Below are 16953 nucleotides of genomic sequence, written 5' to 3' on the forward strand. Positions count from 1 at the left end.
CCGGGCGAGCGGGTGCCGTTGAGATAGGCGCGGACCGTTTTGCGGTCTCGGCCGGTGTGGCGGGCGATCGCCGAGATCGTCAACCCTCGTTTGTGCAGGGCGTGTACTTCCATATCGTCCTCCCATGTAAGCATGAGAAAGCGGGTCTCCTTCGAGTAGCTGATGAGTGGTCAGAGACCATCAGCATCGAGGGAGACCCGCCCTCGTTGGCGGTGCCACACGGGTGGGGAATTTCAGTGAGCGTTACTGGGGAATTTCAATGAGCGCCGTCATCTACCGCCGGTGATCAGATGACTTTGCCCGGATGGGTACTCAGCCCACAGGCGGGCGCCCAAGGCCGGGTGGATGAACCCGTCGCTGATCCGCGCGGAGATCATGCGGCTAAAGGTCCGTTTGCCGGCGATGTGAATGCCGTCATCGAGGCCACCGCCAAGAGTCGCCATCAGCTGTTCGGCGAGCTGCTGGTTGTGCACGGTCAAACGATGTGACCCCGTGTACATCGGCTCGCCGGGCTGACGCTCTGTCCGGTATTGCGCGAGGATGTCGCAGACGGCCGTGGCCGTGGCCGGGGGAATCAGTTCGGGTGGACGAACTGCGGGTCCCCGGATGACGGTCGTGTACGAGCTCACGGCGTAACAGAATTGCTCCCAGTTGCCTTCGTCGAAAGCCACCCGGGTCGTTGTGAACAGCAGACTGTCAAAGGCATCTCGATGAGTCGGCGTCAGCCGCCGCAGGCTGTCCGCTTCGAAAGGGGACAGGTCAGCGTCTCGGATCAAGCTGTCGAAATAGCTGGCTTCGATACTGCGTAAATGCACTGCGCAACATCTCGCGCACTAGGAGAACCGACAGACGAAGCGATCGGGCGCGAGCCCACCAACGCCCATCCAACAACGCGCGTTCGATCGACGCAACATTAAACGAGAACGATTTGTAGCCTCAGACCAGCTCTCGTTCTCAAGACGTACCGCCCGGTCGACTAGATCGTGGCGTCAAGGCGAGCAATAGTACGGTCCAGTCCGTCAAGCGATCTGGCATACCAGTCTTCACCCGCTGGGGATGTCGTCGACGGTGCGTCCAATCCAGCGTCCGTACTGATCGGCAGGCGCTAACTTGGGGAAAACTCCCGCCGGAGGTCGGCGATGAGTTGCACATAGTCTGCCTCGTCAGCGTCACTTAGGGAGGGTATCCCTGCAGAAAGACGTTGACAGCACACAGGTTCCCTTATCCAGCACTCGAGTGCGCGACATGCGGCGGTGCGGTTTTTCAGTCCGTCGGTAGGGGATCGATGCGAAATCCGCCGTCGGTGTCTGTGGCGGTGACCGTGTACCACTTGTCTCGTCCCTCCACAGCCACCCGCACCCTCAGTTGCTGGCCCGGTACGCGTGGGAGTGAGAAGCCTCCATAGAAACCGTGTAACCCGATCGCGGTAATCCGGCCCGGGCGGTATCTGCGGGCCGCGTCCTCAATGACCGCATACTGAGCGGCTATCAGATCAACGCTGTTGTCACGCGGCACATGGTGGGAGCGAATGACTTTCGATGCCGTGTCGGGCAGATTGAACGGGATCTCCGGCCAGGCAGGGGTCACCACATAGTTCGGATTTTCGTCAAACCCGGGATCAAAGTACAGCTGCGTCGGCTGCTGATTCATCCCTCAGGGTCAGGCTCCCAATGCATCACGCCGTCCTCCACAACCATGACCCAGCCCGCGGGCGGTTGATCGGTGATGTGGTGCTCGATCGCCGTGAGCATCTCAGTGATCGACGACCACAAGGGTGGACCGGTATCACCGGCGTCATACGCCCAAAAGCTCACGCATCCATGGAGATCGCCGTCTCGGGTGTCGCAGAAGTTGTCAAGGCTCTCCTGCCCGCTGATCGGGACATAGGTAGGCAGGAACAACTCTGTGACAGACCCCGCCTCAGGTTCGCGGTAAGCGATGGCCGCGAGCCCACCTTCGTACACATCAGGATTGGCGTCGGCCATCTGCTCACTGAGCGCGAGCAGTTCCAAACGCTCAGCGACAACCTGATTAAGTGAAAAGAACTGCTGCATCGACAATAGTTCCCCGCCGAGTAATTCAGGGCCGTCGACTTGACCGTTCTGGACAGAAAACCACTCCCGCAGCTCAGCAGGCCACCGGCACCCTGTCGCCGCCTCAGCCGCATCGATTTCTTTTTGCGATGCACCAGGCCGAAACGATGCCGCGGTCGCCGGCGCAACCTGCTCCAACACTGCCTTCAATGAACCCCACCGCGACGTCACACTCATCCCGGCACTGTATCGACGCGGCCAGCAATGGCTTGAACCCGAGAGCGAACGTATCCGGCAGCTCTGCCCCCCATGCCTATCCGTAAGATGCGTCAGATGCGCGATGGGGTCAAGACTCGGCGGGCTCGCGTTGGTAGACCGTTGTGGTGGCTCGTCAGTGGACTGCTGGTGGTGGGGCTCGCCATCGCAAGTGTCGTGACCCTCACTCACGTGCTCGATAACCGATCCCTGCGATTCCGCTATCCCACTCGCAGCCGAGCTTGGACTGCGCCTTTCCGCTGACGAGCATGTCGGCTCCTGCCAATGGCATTCGAGCTTCCCGGACTCCTCCGGAACCATCATGGTGCGCACCGCATCGCACGCTACGCGTAAGGCCTTGCTCGAACGGTCAGGCGTGAGCGAGGAGCTCGACCGATCGCTGGTCAGTATCAACAACGGCCCGATTCGGGCAGAGGTACGCAGGCCCAACCTCGAACGCCCCAGACAAGTGTTCCTGGCGTCCGCACCCGGTGGTGACCAACTCGCAATCAGCTACGACGAGGGTGTGGAATCTGGCCTACTACTCACGGTGTCGGCCGCGCAGGCGTGACCACAAGTTTGCTCACTAACCACTCGTGGTGTTGGTCAGCCAAGCCAATAACGCCGGGTTGTGACCGATGAGAGCACGTGCAGTTGGAGTGAACAAACATCCAGCAACGCTACGAGCCACGGTGATCAGGACGGCCGGGATGTTCGGCGGTACCGCCTAACTGCGCGGTGTGGAGAGTAAAGACCGATCGAAAGCATCACCGCGCTCGCAACCCCAATCGCCGGAAACCACACAGGGGGCGGCGCCAATTCGTACGTCCACGGGCCGCCCGCAATCAGATCAGTTGTCAACGGCGCGGAGGAGCTGCCTTGCTCGCTGCGTACAAGAACGGCAGGTTGGTCGGTGTGCGTCAGCAAGATCGCGGTGGCCGCAACAGCGGCCCCGGCAATGCCGGCAGGGAGTGCGACCGCAAGCCACTCCGCCGACTGGCGATCTGTTGGTCTCAACTTTCAACAAAAGAGACCGACGACCACCGCGACAATAGCGCCGATGGCCGGCAGCGCCGGAGAAAACACGATCAAGTTCAGACTTGGCGCTTCTCTGCGCAAACGTCCAGGAATGCCGTCCCCTGCTGGCGGCGCCGCTGAGCCGCAGCCTCGGCCTTACGCCTGTTGAGCCTTACGCGCCGCCGCCAGCGATTGCCGCAGCGCTTCAGCGAGACGGTCGAGGTCGTTATCCGCTGTCGTCCAATTGGAGAAGGACACGCGTATCGCCGCTCGACCGTGCCATTCGGTTCCCGCGACCCACGCCTCTCCGCTGCGGCGCACGAGTTCTGCCACACGCCAAGTGCGCTCGTCGCTGTCGTCAGCACGGATCAGGACCTGGTTGAGCACCACGTCGTTGCATACGGAGAAGCCGTCGGTGGCTTGCATCGTCTCGGCCAGGCGGCGGGCATGCTCGCAGCAGCGTTCGATCAGTTGTCGCAACCCCAGCCTGCCTAGCGAGGCGAGCGCTGCGTAGACAGGTACCGCGCGTGCACGCCGGGACATCTCGGGCACCAGGACGCCGGGCTCGCGCTCGCTACTCGTGGGCAGATAGCTGGTGTTGGCACCTAGTGCGGAGCGAGCAGCTTGGGGGTCGGCGACAATGGCCAGGCCGCAGTCGTAGGGGACGTTGAGCCACTTGTGTGCGTCGGTCGACCACGAATCGGCCAACTCGACACCTCGGACGAGTGGCGACAGTCGCGGCGATGCGCTAGCCCAAAGTCCGAATGCGCCGTCGACGTGAACCCAGCCGCCGTGCTTGTGGGTCGCCGCGACGATCTCTGACATTGGGTCGCACGCTCCGGAGTTCACGTTGCCGACCTGCGCGCACACGATGGCGGGGTCGGAGTCGGCGGCGAGCGCGGCGGCGAGCGCGTCGGCTCTCATCGCTCCTTGTGCGTCGACCGCCACGCGCTCGACGCGGCGCGATCCAAGACCGATCATCTGCAACGCCTGCAGTACGGAGGGATGGACCTCGTCGCCCACGAGTACGCGAACACGGGGCGCCTGGGCGAGCCCATCGGCCTCAACGTCCCAACCTTGCCGCGCCAAGAGAACGTGCCGTGCGGAAAGCAACCCAACGACGTTTCCCGCCGTGGCTCCGGTGACGAACCCGACCGCCGCGCGCGTGGGCAACCCAAGAGCGTCGAGAACCCAGCGCTCGGTGACGGCATCGATCGCAGCGCCGGCCGGCGACGACATCCGGCTGTGCGCGGTCTGGTCCCAGGTCGATACCAGCCAGTCGGCAGCCAGGGCCGCGGGTAGCGTTCCTCCGACGACGAGGCCGAAGTAGCGAGGGCCGGCGCACGCAATGGTTGCCGGACCGAGAGTGGCGGCCAATCGCTCGACTACCGCGACCGCGTTCGTACCTTGGTCGGGCAACGGCCCGCTCAGTGCGTCGATGACCTCGTCATAGGTCGTACTCGCATCGACCGGCCGGTGTGGCAGTCCCTGCAGGTATTCGGTCGCCAGTTCCAACGCCCTTGGCAGAGCCGCGTACAGGTCGTCGGTTCCAACCGGGGCGGAATGCTGATCCATTGAAACTATCCTCGCTCTCGAGTTCGTGTCGTGCGAGCGTCGACCTCACCGATGCCGACCTGGCAGCGGATTCACTAATCGAAGAGACTCCAGTGGCCGTCAAGCCAACCCAAAATTGGCAATGGGTCAAGCCTGCCAGACGCGGCCGCAGTCCGCGATGTGTCCCTACCTGCGGCATGTCAAGTTTACTTGACATAAGGTATCTTGTCGGCTTAGCCTGTTGCGGTTCAATACTTTTCGTATCCAATGACGGAAAACTGTTGGACCTCAGGCTAGAGGCTGGCTGTCTTAGTTCCGGTGTTATTGCGTGGCGGCCACTCGCATACCGAGTGCGACGAGTAAGACGCCTGATGCTCGCTCGATCCATTGCATCGCCGCACCGAGGCGGCGTTGCAGCCAGTCCGGTGCGAAAACGCAGAGGCAAAACCTGGTCAAGGCCAAGGCTGTGTTGATCGCGGCGAGAACCAGCAGATTCGGCAGCAAAGGCGCACCGTCAGGGATGAACTGGGGCAGGAGCGCTGTGTACAAGACAGCGGATTTGGGATTGAGAAGGCTACCCAGAAGCCCCTGTCGCAGAGCACTCGCCATTGACAGCGCGCCGCCCGGGGCGCTGCCCGATGACGGGCTCAAAGGTGGGCCCGCCATCGAGTGCCACAGCGTGTGGAGACCGAGGGCTACAAGGTATGCGGCACCCGCATATTTGACGACGGAGTAGACCGTTGCCGTTGGCTCTAACTGCGCCGTGTTGAGTCTAGTTGACATAATGTTTCTTATCGGCGTTGGTGTAAGACCGCTTCAGACCGATCGTGACGTCGGTTTGCTGCACGCACGAACCTGTGCGCCACGGCGCGCCTACGACCTGGCTTCGCGTTCGAACTCGACAACGCGTGTGTGCTCGCCTAGGCGGCATGGTCCCGCGGACACCGGGCTGACACCGCCCTTACTCATTTCGTCACATGTGACGAAACACTAGGGCGCGACGGGGCGTGCCAGTCGTCGTCAGAGCCCTCGGCTTGTACTTCAAGATGTGCAAGCATCGCTTTTGCTGCCTCGAGCTCCTGGCTCAACTCGTCAATCCTTTTCTGGGCCGCTGCCCGTGCCGACTCGATCACAGCATGGACGGCTTGGATTGCGGCGTCGTCACCGAGCATCTGCATCGCTCGCGCCACCCGGTCTGAGGTGACCTCGGCGGCCTTGCCCTGCTTCTTGGTTCCGTGTGACAACGACACCGTCCACGCGGTGTCGCCAACCGACGTGATGGTGACGCTTACTGCGGTGGCAGGTTTGGGGCGTCGCACCGGTTTTGGCGGCGCGGGGTTCGGTTGCACCGATGTTGGTTTCGCAGATTCAGATGTCGGCTTTGTTTCCGGCGCAATGGGTTTCGGTGCGGACGAAGCGCCTGATGGTGCGGATGGCGCGGGCGTCGCCTTGACCGGCCGCTGGCGCGCTGGTGTTGGTGTTGCTGCCGTCCGGGTCTTCAGTAGTTCGTCGGCCTCGAACGGCAATTGGTCGTCGACACCTTTCGGCCGCACTGTCACCGTTGACCCATCGACGGATATCACACGCGCTGATGCTCCCGCGGGCAGATCAAGCGACGGCATCGGATCACGGAGATAAACGGTGGCCCGCTTGCCGGCATCCAGCGCCGTGGTCAGCGATGCCAGGTCATCGGTACTCAGTCCGGTCTTTCCGCGTGCGTTCATCGTGACCATATTCGCACATGTGTGCGAATAACGCGACCATGGTGATCGAGCGGGGTCCCGCTCCGGAAAACGTCACGAGTGCGGTGTTCCTCAACGGGCCGGCAGCTCGGTAGCGAACCCTTGCCCCGCGTCGTCCAAGATGACGCGAACTGCACGGGCTGCGCTCTGGCAGGCGCCCTCCATGGTGGTTGTCCAGTCCGTCCGAGTCCAGTCCCCCGCGAGTGCCAACCCACGAACACTGGTTCGCTGGTCGGGCCGCATGCCGGCCGTGCCTGGCCGCTGGGCGAACGTCGACCGCGGCATTCGCACCACGTGACTGTGGACCACCTGAGCCTCCCTGGCCTCGGGGTAAAACCTACGGAGCATGTCCATCTGTATCCGGGTGATCTCGGCGTTCGATTTCTTGATGAGCTCGTAAGCCGCTGAGACGGTTGTCGAGTACAGGTGGTGACGTGATGGGTCGCGCTCATGCATCCGCTGTCGATCCCAGACCTGCTCGAGCACACCTGTTCCGCCGTAAAGGATCTCGCCCCAGTCGGTCATGCCGATGGATCGGTCCAAGTAGAGATTGACGCTGACGATCGGTACGGGCGTCAACCGTTCGATTGCTTCGTAGATTTTCTGGTGACCGGGAACCTGATCGAGCAACCCCTTCACGCTCCACACAGGTACCGCGCAGATGACTGCGTCCGCAGCGATGCGCTCGCCATCGGCAAGCGTCACGCCGACGACAACGCCGTCGGACACATCAACGGCAGCCACCACGGCTCGATGCCGGACCTGCACCCCTTTGTCGGCGAAGATCTTCTCCGCTCCGTCAACGAACAATGTGTCGAGATCGACTGTGGGATAGCCGATGGAGATCGGTGTCTTCGATTCACGCGCACGCCTGAAGCCGGTCACGAGTAGATCAGCGGGCACCTTCGCCGACGAGATCTCGGGCTTGTCGCCGGTCAGACCGATCACGATGCCATCCCAGAGGGCGTCACGGGCCTTCTGTGGCATACCGATCCGACGAAACCACTCGTCTGCTGTGCTGTCGTCCAGCCAGGTCGGCTGCCGCAGGGCTTGGCGAATCAGTGTCACCTGAGCCCGTGCGGTGCGAAGCCGATCCAACCCGGTGACGCCCGGCAGGTCGCCCAGCGCAGCGCGAAGTCCGGGCAACCCGCCGAACGCAGACACGCGGCTCCCGCCGCCTGGCATCCGTATCGTCATGTGGCCCGGGAACTCGACGTGGTCCCGCGTCCCCACACTGTCGAGGTAACGCATCAGATGCTGATAGCCACTGGCGAACACGTGTTGCCCGTTGTCGGGCACATCGTCGACCGCGGCGACCGGAATCGCGATAGTCCGTCCACCAAGAGATCCGCGCCGCTCCAGCAACGTGACTTGGTGACCCGCCTCGACGAACCACACCGTCGAAGCCAGCCCCGCCAGTCCGCCGCCCACCACCACACAGTGCATTCGGCCACAGTAACGGTCAGTGCTGACTGTGCGGTCGGTCTGCGCAAACCCCACGCATAACCGCCGCACCGGGGATGGCAGTGGGGTCAACGTCAGGTTTTCAGGTCATCGGCCGGTGGTCCTCAGGCGACATGACCGATGGGCCGGCAAATCGACGGTGCACGTCCGCTAAAATCCCGATGGCGGAAGACCCGTTCTACCGGAGAGGCGTTGTGATGACATCTATCGATCCGAGTCTCGCAAATGTGCGATACATCGTCACTGACGTGGATGCTGCGATCGCCTTCTATACAGAACACTTCGGCTTCACTCTGCGTTACAGCGCAGCTCCTGCATTCGCCGATGTGGTTCGAGGTCCACTGCGTCTGTTGCTCTCCGGACCGACGAGCTCCGGCGCGCGCACCCAGCCGGACGGTGCAGTGCCTACCGCGGGCGGCTGGAACCGGATCCATCTGATCGTCGAAGATTTGGCCGCGGAAATCGACAGACTTCGAGCTGCCGACGTCCCATTTCGCAGTGACATCGTGAGCGGCCCAGGAGGCCAGCAAATTCTTGTCTCTGACCCCTCAGGCAATCTGGTTGAGCTGTTCCAGCCTGCGTGACTTAGACCTCCAGACTCCCAGTCACTGCACCTCGAGACAGCAGATAGCCAGAGTTTTCGCACGCGGGCAGACTAGCCCGCGGAACGTCCACCGATGCCGGCGGCGAACCGGCTGACCGCCGACCATGCGGCGGCACGGTGGTAGACACTGCCGTTCTTAGAGCTGAACGTGAGGCGCGCCCTCACCGCTTCTAAAAGCGCGGCACGACCCGGGCCGGTGTACTCGCGGCCGGTACGTCTCACTCGCGCAATCGACGCTCCCTATCGCCATCGCTCCGGCTCGTCTGCTCGGAGAAACTGACTCCAGACCGCCTCGGTACGAGGCAGCCACGAGCGGGTCCTGACAGTTCTGGCCCGTTCCGAAGGACGGAGTGCTTCGATGACCGCCACCACGACGCCACCACAGGCACCAGCGTCACTGAAGGCGCGGATGCAGACGTTCATCACGGACGAAGTGATCCCGGTCGAGATCGACGTCATCCGCAACAACCTGCGGGTAACCGACGACATGCGTCTCGACCTCCAGGAAAAAGCGCGAGCTGCAGGAGTTTTCGGCCCGCTGTCGTCGCGTGAACATGGTGGGTTGGATCTGAGTTTGACTGAACTGATCGACGTGATGGAGGTGGCGGGCACCAGCCTCCTCGGTCCGATCTCGGTGAACTGCTCGGCACCGGACGACGGCAACATCCATCTCTTGGAGCACGCCGGAACACCGGAGCAGAAGGAGCGGTACCTCGCTCCCCTGGCGTCCGGCACGGTTCGATCGTCGATTGCGATGACAGAACCTGCGCCCGGCGCAGGCTCTGATCCGTCGATGCTCATGACTTCTGCGCTACAGACGCCGACCGGATGGATCATCAACGGAGACAAGCACTTCACCACCGGAGCCGATGGTGCGGCGTTTTTCATCTGTATTGCCGACACTGCGCACGGCGCCACGATGTTCATCGTCGATGCCGACAACCCCGGTGTCGAGGTCGTGGAACGGATGACCACGCTCGACCGATGTGTACCCGGCGGACACTGCATCGTTCGGTTCGCCGACTGCGAGGTCGGTGATGATGCGCGCCTCGGTGAAGTGGGCAGCGCGATGGTCTACGCGCAGGCCCGTCTTGCTCCCTCCCGTGTCATCTTCTGCGTCAATTGGCTGGGCGTCGCGATCCGGGCCCATCACCTGGCCTGCCGGCATGTGACCACAAGGACCTCATTCGGATCACCGATTGCCGACAGCGGCTTTGCACAGGCAATGATCGCGGACACCGAAATCGACATTGCGGCGAGCCAGGGGCTGATCCGGCGGGCGGCGGAAGTGATCGATGCTCAGGGGCCCGCTGCCTCTGACGCACGCCATGCCGCGTCGGTGGCCAAAGCGTTTGTGGCAGAGGCTGTGTGGCGGATCCTCGATCGTGCTGTCCAGCTGCACGGCGGGCTCGGCGTCTGCGAGGACCATCTCGTGGCCAGGTTTCTGGTGGAGGCCAGGGCATTTCGGATCTACGAGGGGCCGACGGAGGTGCTGCGCTGGTCGATTGCCCGGCGTGCCCTACGCCGGCTACCCAACTGACCAACATCAACTCCAGGAGAATCATGTCAACCAGCACCACAGTTCCTGTCGGCAGCTTCGGCGCGGCTTTCGGCAACATCGGCTACGCCGATCCCGACTTCGAAGCGCTCCGATCACGCTCTGACGAGATCGTGCCCTTCGGCAAGCATGTGGGCACCACGATCACCGTACTGACCCCAGAACACGCCGTAGTCGAAATAGGTGGCGAGGCATCGGGTTTGAACCACATGGGTACCGTGCATGCGGGCGCGATCTACACGGCGGCGGATATCGCAGGCGCGGCCGCATTTGTCGGCGCCGCGGCGACCAAGCTGAACACAATCGAACGTCTCGTGCTCAAGTCCGCCACGGCGTCGTACCGCAAGCCTGCGATGGGTGTCCTGCGAACCGTCGCGACGGTCGACGAGCGCGAACTCAGGGTCATCACGTCGTCGGTCAGCACCGGCCGTCACGAGATCTCGGCCAAAGCGGTGGTCTTGAACGCCGACGACGTCACCGTTGCGAAGTTCACGTTCGAGTACGTGTGCGATGTGGTGCACGGAGAGGTCGTCTGATGACGCAGACAACCGGGCGGCCGGACGCGTTCAAACAGCAAGAGTCGATCGTCGTCGAGTCGGCACCGGGCATCACGATCACCGTGCGTGTCTGGCCCACGACCGACGCCCAGGCACCCGTTGTCCTGATCCTCCCCGCGATGGCGATGAAGGCCAAGCACTATGCGCCCTTGATCAAAGCACTCAACAAATCTGGCGTGCAGGTGGCCACCTGCGATCTCCGTGCGCAAGGTGAAGCGCGGCCGGCACTCGCGGACTGTCCCGACTTCGGTTACCGAGAGATGCTCGAAGAAGATCTCCCCGCGATCATCGACGCTGTCTGTCAACGATTTGAGGCGACCCGGATACACCTCTTCGGACACAGCCTCGGTGGCCAGCTGGCTCTGCTGCGAACCGCCGCACAAGGCACGCAGGGCCCGGTCGCCTCTGTCACGATCATCGGGACCGGCACCGTCTTCTGGCGCGCATTCGGGCCTCGACGCTGGATCGAGGCGCTGTCGACCATCCAGTGGATCGGGCTGGTGGCTCGAGTCAAGGGATCCTGGCCGGGCGGGATCCTGATACCTGGTCCGATGGCCGGCGGAGTGATGATCGACCGGTCGCGGCATTCGTTGACCGCCCGTTACAGGCCGAAGGGCACCAAGCTGAACTATGACGAGCTCATCAGCAAGCTCGACCTCCCGGTGCTGGCCATCTCGCTGGACGACGACACCCTCGGGCCGAAATCGAACGTCGACTTCCTGGTGCGGAAGCTGTCTTCTGCCAAAGTAACTCGCTGGCACATCGAAGGCGACTCTTCGATCACCCATCGCGGTCACGTCGATTGGCTGGCCGATTCGCGACTGCTGGCGCCCGAGGTGCGACAGTGGATCGAGACCGGCGAGCTCGCCACACCCGGGCCCGTCGAATGAGCGAACTGTTCCTCGATGGGGTGACCAAGCGATTCGACGGGACGACGGTACTCGAGTCGATTGATCTGACCGTACCGAGCGGCGAGTTCATGGTGCTCCTGGGACCGAGCGGGTGCGGCAAATCGACTCTGCTGCGCATCATCGCCGGTCTGGAGACACCGACCGAGGGAAGCGTGGTGATCGATGGCACCGATGTCACGGAAGTACCACCCCGAGAGCGCAATCTGGCGATGGTGTTCCAGAGTTACGCGCTGTACCCACATCTGACGGTGGCAAAGAACATTGCTTTCCCCTTGCGTACCGCGAAAGTGGCCAGGCAAGAGGCAAAACAGACGGTCGAACGTGTGGCCGCATCGCTGGGCCTGACGGAACTACTCGACCGGCGACCGGGACAGTTGTCGGGCGGTCAGCGACAGCGTGTCGCACTGGCTCGGGCCATGGTTCGCGATCCCGGCGCGTTCCTGATGGATGAACCACTGTCGAATCTGGACGCACGACTGCGTGCGGTCACCCGCACCGAGCTGATCGAACTGCACAAGCGCGTCAACAAGACCTTCCTGTACGTCACCCATGACCAGGTCGAGGCAATGACGATGGCTGACCGAATTGCGCTGCTGAACAAGGGGCGCGTCGAGCAGGTCGGTACTCCGGAGGAGCTGTACGACACCCCCCAGTCGGTGTTCGTCGCGGCCTTTCTCGGCGCCCCACCGATGAACCTCATAGACGTCGACATCGTGGTCCAAGCCGGTCGATTGGTCGCACATGTCGGGAACTCGGTTGTACCCCTCGGCATCGAGGCCACTCAGGCAGAGGTGAACACCGCTCGCTTGACCCTCGGTGTCCGGCCCGAGCGTCTCCGACTGGACGACCGCTTCGAGGAACGCGTCCAGGACCCGACCAGCAACGTGGTGCGGCTTCCTGCCGTGGTGACGCTCACCGAAAACCTCGGTGGCGATGTCCTGCTGCACTGCTCGGTCGACTCGGTCGCGTTGTGCGCCCGGGTGTCCCGGGTCGGCGGTGTCCGCGACATCACCATCGGATCGGAGATCACTCTCGTCGCGGACAGCTCCGATCTTCATCTCTTCGATCCCGAAAACGGCCGGCGGCTGCAGTGGCAGCACCCGGCGGCACGACCCGTCCATCCTCAACTCTCTTTTACGTAGGAGCACTGCCGTGAAGGCCAGACTCAAGATCGCCGTGCCGTTGATCGCGTCACTGTTGACGCTCACCGGCTGTTTGTCGAGTACCACGGACGAAACAGAAACCTCAGCCATTCCCGAATTGGCGGACGACCAAAAGGTCTCGATCGTCTTCGAGAGCTACAACTATGGACTGGCGGGTGCGTGGACGGACACGTTCAACAGCTTGCTCGCAGACTTCTCGAAAGAGCATCCGAACATCACCGTCACCCCGCAGAAGCCGGCTGGAAACAGTCCCAACCCGGCCACCGACACCATTTCCAGCATCCGCAATCAGATGACCGCCGGCAATCCCCCTGACGTTGCACAGCTGGGATTCTCCGATCTCGACTTCACGGTGAATCAACTCCAGGCAAAGTCGCTGGATCAATTGGTCGGCGAAGAGGCAGTGGACAAGAACTTCGAGGGCACCACGCATCCGTTCGCTCCGACTGCCCGAACGTTGAGCGACTGGGACGGCCAGACATACGGCGTTCCGTTCGTCTTCTCGACGCCGGTGTTCTACTACAACGCAACACTTTTCCAACAAGCCGGCCTGGACCCGAACAACCCGCCGCGTACCTGGGACGAAGTTGCGGTCGCTGCCAAGACCATTGCGGACAAGACGGGCAAGGGCGGCGCCTACATCGACTGCCTGACCAAGACCGCAAAGGACTGGTGCTTCCAGAGCCTGGTGCGCTCGAATGGTGGCCGGGTGATCTCCGAGAACCGGGACACGCTGACGTTCGCCGATCCGGCGGCGGTCGAGGTGGTCAGCATGGCACAGCAGATGGTCAACTCGGGAGCCACTCCGAAGCTGACACAAAAGCAGGGCTATGAAGCATTCGCTCGCGGCGAGATGGGAATGCTCTTGGAGACGAGCGCCATTCAGGACCAGTTCGTCAAGGGCGCCAAAGACAAATGGGACCTGCGATCCACGACGATGCCGAGCTTCGGCGACAAGCCCGTCGTGCCGACCAACTCCGGTGCCTCGCTGTTCATCTTCTCGCAGGACCCCGCCAAACAGCGTGCTTCGTGGGAGCTGATCAAGTTCCTCACCAGCGAACAGGCCTACGTCAAGATCTCCAGTGGCATCGGCTATCTCCCGCTGCGCACCGGTTTGATGGACGACCCGGCCGGACTGCAGGAGTGGGCGGCCCAGAACCCGCTCCTCGAGCCGAACCTGGAGCAGCTGAAGTCGATGGAACCGTGGATCTCGATGCCCGGCAATGAATATCTGCAGATTCGCGACGGCATGATGTCTGCCGTGGAGTCCGCGGTATTCCAGGGTGCCGATCCGGCGACTGCCTTGACGGCCGCGCAGGAGCAGGCGAACACGCTTCTGCCGGTGTCATGACCGGGCCCGACCACACCGTCATCCAGCTCACCGACACGCACTTGAGCGGCGGCGGCGATCTGATGCACGGGATGATGGACACAACACGGAATCTGCGTAAGGTTCTCGACCACCTGGACGCGTGGGAAGGTCGGTGGACGCAATCATCGTGTCCGGCGATCTCGCCGACGCAGGGTCCCCCGAGGCTTACCGAACGCTGCGAAAGATGTTGGAGCCCACCGCGGCGAGGCTCGGCGCAACGCTCTGTTACGCGATGGGAAATCACGATGACCGCGCCGGGTTCCGCATCGGCCTGGACCTGAGTCGCAATGGGTCGACCGACCTCGGCGCGCCGTACGATGCGGTCCATCACATCGGTGGACTGCGCATTGTGGTACTCGACAGCACCACGCCGGGGCGTCATGACGGCAGTCTCGAGGATGTCCAGCTGGACTGGCTGGCAAAGGTATTGGAGGACAGGGCTCCGCGCGGAACGCTGCTGGTGATGCACCATCCACCGGTTCGGTCGCCGGTCGCCACGGTCGACTTTCTCCGGCTGACGGATCCGAGCGCGCTCGAGTCGGTCATCGCCGGCTCCGATGTGCGAATGATCCTCTGCGGCCACGCGCACTACACGGGCGCCTCGGCGATATCGGGCATCCCGGTCTGGATCGGGCCGCCGCTGTCGTACCGTACCGATCCGGTACCGCCGCAGGGAAGGCACCGGGCGGGTGTCGGTTTCGGGTTCAGCCGGATCGATCTGTTCGGTGAATCTGCGGTTGCCACGTCCGTCGACGTCGTCGGCGTGGAGGATGTGTACAGCGAACCGCAGTCGGTGGCACTCGAACGACTGTGGTCGCTCACCCCGAACGCGAACTGATCCACGATGTTCGTTCGTGTCGAGACACCGACCCCCGTAAACAGTTCGACGACCACCCCGGTACCGCCTGTGCGGTCCCGGCGGTGGTCGCGGCTCACGCGGGGCGTCGTGCCCTATCTGTACCTCACCCCGGCGTTGATCCTCTTGGTGGTGTGGACCTACCGTCCGCTTGTCCAAGCGGTGCAGTTGTCCACCGTGTCATGGAACCTTCTTCCGGCAAGTCCCATGAGGTCGGTGGGCACCGACAACTACGAGCAGTTGTTCGAACTGCCGGCACTCGGTGATGCCGTGTGGCTGACGGTTGTACTCATCATCGGTCTGCTGCCGTTCACCGTGGTGGTTCCGGTGGTGATCGGATTCGCGATGCGGGGTGTCTCGGTACGAAGCTCGCGGATCTACCAGGGGTTCATCTTCGCGCCCTTCCTGGTGGCGCCGGTAGCAGGGGCAGCGGTGTGGCGCTGGTTGCTCGATCCCAGTGGCGGAATCGTCAACAGGGTCTTGGGAACCGACCACAACTGGATCTACGACAAGAACACGGCGCAACTGGCGATCATCGTCATCACCGGATGGCACCTGATCGGATTCGCGGTGCTGGCAGTGGCCGCCGGTCTCGCCGGCATCAGCTCGGACTACGACGAGGCCGCACAGCTCGACGGAGCAACCCGGCTCCAGATCGGCCGGCGGATCACCCTGCCACTGCTATCTCCGACTCTCGTGTTCCTCACTCTCATGACCATCCTGCTCAGCGCCCAGTGGAGTTTCCCGCTGATCGACACCCTGACCCAGGGTGGGCCGGCCGGTGCGACCACAAACATCTATTACCTCCTCTGGGACTACGGATTCCACTCATTCAATGCCGGCCTGAGCGCGGCGGCAGGCATCGTCCTGTTCCTCGGATTCGGCGTTGTCGCCGGCTTCTTGGTCTGGCTGTCGGAACGGATCACCTTCCATGACAACTGACAGCATGTTGAAGGCAGAGGACACGGCGGAGCCTGTCCGTCCTCCCCTGCCGACAATGCCCGCCTCGACCGCGGGCGCGGGACGTGGTGTGCTCGCGCGCATCTGGGGACACCTCACACTGGCGGTCATCGCACTCGCGTGTATGTTCCCGATCTACTGGCTGGTCGCGACGTCGCTCCGACGGCCCGGCGACGTCAGCTCTTTGACGCCACTGCCGTGGCCGCTGTCGGTCGAGAACTACTTCGACGCTGCCGACAAAGTCGATGTGACGAGGTTGATGCTCAACACTTTTGGTGTTGCGCTTGCATCTACCTGCGGCCAGCTTCTCATCGCGATCCTCGCGTCGTACGCGTTTGCGGTCTACCGGTTCAAGTTCCAGGGTCTGCTGTACCTGGCGTTCGTCGGCACGTGGTTGGTGCCTTACCAGGTCACCATGCTGCCGAATTACGTTCTGCTGAATCAGTTGGGGCTGCTCAACACGCTGTCCGGGGTGGTTGTCCCAACTCTCAGTTCAGCGCTCGCCGTCCTGATGATGCGCACGCACATGTCCGGGTTCCCGAAGGAACTGATCGAAGCGGCACGGATGGACGGACGGTCCTCGTGGTCGATCCTGTGGACAGTCGTGGTTCCGAACCTGCGTCCGGCGTTGGCGGCGCTGGCCATCTTGTTGTTCATCAACTCCTGGAACGAGTACTTCTGGCCCGCAGTGGTACTCCAATCCAGCAACGACGTCTTGCAACTCGGCCTGCGGAGTTTCATGGGCACCGAAGGCGATCAGTGGGGGCCGATGATGGCTCTGGCCGGTCTGGCCTGCCTGCCGATCTTCGTTCTCTATGTCATCCTGCAGCGCCACATCGTCAACGCCTTCGTGCGAAGCGGTCTCAAGTGAGTCTGATACGAGGCTGCAGTGCTGCAAACGCTTTCG

The 16953-nt window shown here is 62.7% G+C and carries 17 protein-coding genes and 1 pseudogene; 10 read left to right on the forward strand and 8 right to left on the reverse strand.

Annotated elements, in window-relative coordinates; all coding sequences use genetic code 11:
* From W823_RS57810 to W823_RS45135, 4 genes and pseudogenes are all read right to left on the reverse strand, one after another.
* Positions 1-134 (reverse strand): annotated as a pseudogene (locus W823_RS57810) (helix-turn-helix domain-containing protein); the annotation flags it as partial.
* 135 nt (positions 135-269) lie between these two features.
* Positions 270-671: a hypothetical protein gene (locus W823_RS45125; RefSeq protein ID WP_152538086.1), complete on the reverse strand. Its 402-nt coding sequence runs from the start codon at positions 669-671 to the stop codon at positions 270-272.
* Between the two features lie 592 nt (positions 672-1263).
* Positions 1264-1650 (reverse strand): hypothetical protein, encoded by a 387-nt coding sequence (locus W823_RS45130; RefSeq protein WP_023959106.1) that lies wholly within the window; start codon positions 1648-1650, stop codon positions 1264-1266.
* The gene (locus W823_RS45135) at positions 1647-2270 is read right to left on the reverse strand and encodes an SMI1/KNR4 family protein (protein ID WP_081729794.1); all 624 of its coding nucleotides are present in this window, start codon (positions 2268-2270) and stop codon (positions 1647-1649) included. Before W823_RS45135 ends, W823_RS45130 begins: the two co-directional genes overlap by 4 nt.
* A gap of 340 nt (positions 2271-2610) precedes the next feature.
* On the opposite strand from W823_RS45135, the gene W823_RS58920 reads away from it, so the two are divergent.
* Entirely contained in the window at positions 2611-2859 is a 249-nt protein-coding gene (locus W823_RS58920) for a hypothetical protein (RefSeq protein ID WP_235189567.1), read from the forward strand.
* A gap of 602 nt (positions 2860-3461) precedes the next feature.
* Here W823_RS58920 and W823_RS45145 read toward each other — a convergent pair.
* From W823_RS45145 to W823_RS45155, 4 genes are all read right to left on the reverse strand, one after another.
* Positions 3462-4880 carry an aminotransferase class V-fold PLP-dependent enzyme gene (locus W823_RS45145; RefSeq protein WP_023959110.1) on the reverse strand — a complete coding sequence of 473 codons (1419 nt, stop codon included), beginning with the start codon at positions 4878-4880 and terminating at the stop codon, positions 3462-3464.
* Between the two features lie 300 nt (positions 4881-5180).
* The gene (locus W823_RS57340) at positions 5181-5642 is read right to left on the reverse strand and encodes a LysE family translocator (RefSeq protein WP_081729795.1); all 462 of its coding nucleotides are present in this window, start codon (positions 5640-5642) and stop codon (positions 5181-5183) included.
* A gap of 182 nt (positions 5643-5824) precedes the next feature.
* The gene (locus tag W823_RS45150; protein WP_023959112.1) at positions 5825-6592 is read right to left on the reverse strand and encodes a DUF6319 family protein; all 768 of its coding nucleotides are present in this window, start codon (positions 6590-6592) and stop codon (positions 5825-5827) included.
* An 81-nt stretch (positions 6593-6673) separates the two neighbouring features.
* The gene (locus W823_RS45155; protein WP_023959114.1) at positions 6674-8047 is read right to left on the reverse strand and encodes an FAD-dependent oxidoreductase; all 1374 of its coding nucleotides are present in this window, start codon (positions 8045-8047) and stop codon (positions 6674-6676) included.
* 215 nt (positions 8048-8262) lie between these two features.
* Here W823_RS45155 and W823_RS45160 point away from each other — a divergent pair, with 215 nt between their 5' ends.
* From W823_RS45160 to W823_RS45200, 9 genes are all read left to right on the forward strand, one after another.
* Positions 8263-8649 carry a VOC family protein gene (locus W823_RS45160; protein WP_023959116.1) on the forward strand — a complete coding sequence of 129 codons (387 nt, stop codon included), beginning with the start codon at positions 8263-8265 and terminating at the stop codon, positions 8647-8649.
* Between the two features lie 378 nt (positions 8650-9027).
* Positions 9028-10209, forward strand: coding sequence for an acyl-CoA dehydrogenase family protein (locus W823_RS45165; RefSeq protein ID WP_023959118.1), 1182 nt, complete (start codon positions 9028-9030; stop codon positions 10207-10209).
* Positions 10210-10232: 23 nt separating this feature from the next.
* Entirely contained in the window at positions 10233-10763 is a 531-nt protein-coding gene (locus tag W823_RS45170; RefSeq protein WP_023959120.1) for a YiiD C-terminal domain-containing protein, read from the forward strand.
* Positions 10763-11674, forward strand: a complete 912-nt coding sequence (locus W823_RS45175; RefSeq protein WP_023959122.1) for an alpha/beta fold hydrolase — start codon at positions 10763-10765, stop codon at positions 11672-11674. Before W823_RS45170 ends, W823_RS45175 begins: the two co-directional genes overlap by 1 nt.
* Positions 11671-12837 carry an ABC transporter ATP-binding protein gene (locus W823_RS45180; RefSeq protein WP_023959124.1) on the forward strand — a complete coding sequence of 389 codons (1167 nt, stop codon included), beginning with the start codon at positions 11671-11673 and terminating at the stop codon, positions 12835-12837. Before W823_RS45175 ends, W823_RS45180 begins: the two co-directional genes overlap by 4 nt.
* Positions 12838-12847: 10 nt before the next feature.
* The gene (locus tag W823_RS45185) at positions 12848-14209 is read left to right on the forward strand and encodes an ABC transporter substrate-binding protein (protein ID WP_023959127.1); all 1362 of its coding nucleotides are present in this window, start codon (positions 12848-12850) and stop codon (positions 14207-14209) included.
* 133 nt (positions 14210-14342) lie between these two features.
* Positions 14343-15068, forward strand: a complete 726-nt coding sequence (locus W823_RS45190) for a metallophosphoesterase (RefSeq protein WP_235189568.1) — start codon at positions 14343-14345, stop codon at positions 15066-15068.
* A gap of 6 nt (positions 15069-15074) precedes the next feature.
* Positions 15075-16028, forward strand: a complete 954-nt coding sequence (locus tag W823_RS45195) for a carbohydrate ABC transporter permease (RefSeq protein WP_023959129.1) — start codon at positions 15075-15077, stop codon at positions 16026-16028.
* A 55-nt stretch (positions 16029-16083) separates the two neighbouring features.
* Positions 16084-16917, forward strand: a complete 834-nt coding sequence (locus W823_RS45200; RefSeq protein WP_023959131.1) for a carbohydrate ABC transporter permease — start codon at positions 16084-16086, stop codon at positions 16915-16917.
* Positions 16918-16953 lie beyond the last annotated feature (36 nt).

Source organism: Williamsia sp. D3, from assembly GCF_000506245.1.
GTDB classification, from domain to species: Bacteria; Actinomycetota; Actinomycetes; order Mycobacteriales; family Mycobacteriaceae; genus Williamsia; species Williamsia muralis.

What these genes read in the sequence shown, in the direction of transcription:
- W823_RS45130 (WP_023959106.1), bottom strand. Translation starts at nt 1,650, where the DNA reads ATGAATCAGCAGCCGACGCAGCTGTACTTTGATCCCGGGTTTGACGAA.
- W823_RS45135 (WP_081729794.1), bottom strand. Translation starts at nt 2,270, where the DNA reads ATGAGTGTGACGTCGCGGTGGGGTTCATTGAAGGCAGTGTTGGAGCAG.
- W823_RS58920 (WP_235189567.1), top strand. Translation starts at nt 2,611, where the DNA reads ATGGTGCGCACCGCATCGCACGCTACGCGTAAGGCCTTGCTCGAACGG.
- W823_RS45145 (WP_023959110.1), bottom strand. Translation starts at nt 4,880, where the DNA reads ATGGATCAGCATTCCGCCCCGGTTGGAACCGACGACCTGTACGCGGCT.
- W823_RS57340 (WP_081729795.1), bottom strand. Translation starts at nt 5,642, where the DNA reads ATGTCAACTAGACTCAACACGGCGCAGTTAGAGCCAACGGCAACGGTC.
- W823_RS45150 (WP_023959112.1), bottom strand. Translation starts at nt 6,592, where the DNA reads ATGGTCACGATGAACGCACGCGGAAAGACCGGACTGAGTACCGATGAC.
- W823_RS45155 (WP_023959114.1), bottom strand. Translation starts at nt 8,047, where the DNA reads ATGCACTGTGTGGTGGTGGGCGGCGGACTGGCGGGGCTGGCTTCGACG.
- W823_RS45160 (WP_023959116.1), top strand. Translation starts at nt 8,263, where the DNA reads ATGACATCTATCGATCCGAGTCTCGCAAATGTGCGATACATCGTCACT.
- W823_RS45165 (WP_023959118.1), top strand. Translation starts at nt 9,028, where the DNA reads ATGACCGCCACCACGACGCCACCACAGGCACCAGCGTCACTGAAGGCG.
- W823_RS45170 (WP_023959120.1), top strand. Translation starts at nt 10,233, where the DNA reads ATGTCAACCAGCACCACAGTTCCTGTCGGCAGCTTCGGCGCGGCTTTC.
- W823_RS45175 (WP_023959122.1), top strand. Translation starts at nt 10,763, where the DNA reads ATGACGCAGACAACCGGGCGGCCGGACGCGTTCAAACAGCAAGAGTCG.
- W823_RS45180 (WP_023959124.1), top strand. Translation starts at nt 11,671, where the DNA reads ATGAGCGAACTGTTCCTCGATGGGGTGACCAAGCGATTCGACGGGACG.
- W823_RS45195 (WP_023959129.1), top strand. Translation starts at nt 15,075, where the DNA reads ATGTTCGTTCGTGTCGAGACACCGACCCCCGTAAACAGTTCGACGACC.
- W823_RS45200 (WP_023959131.1), top strand. Translation starts at nt 16,084, where the DNA reads ATGCCCGCCTCGACCGCGGGCGCGGGACGTGGTGTGCTCGCGCGCATC.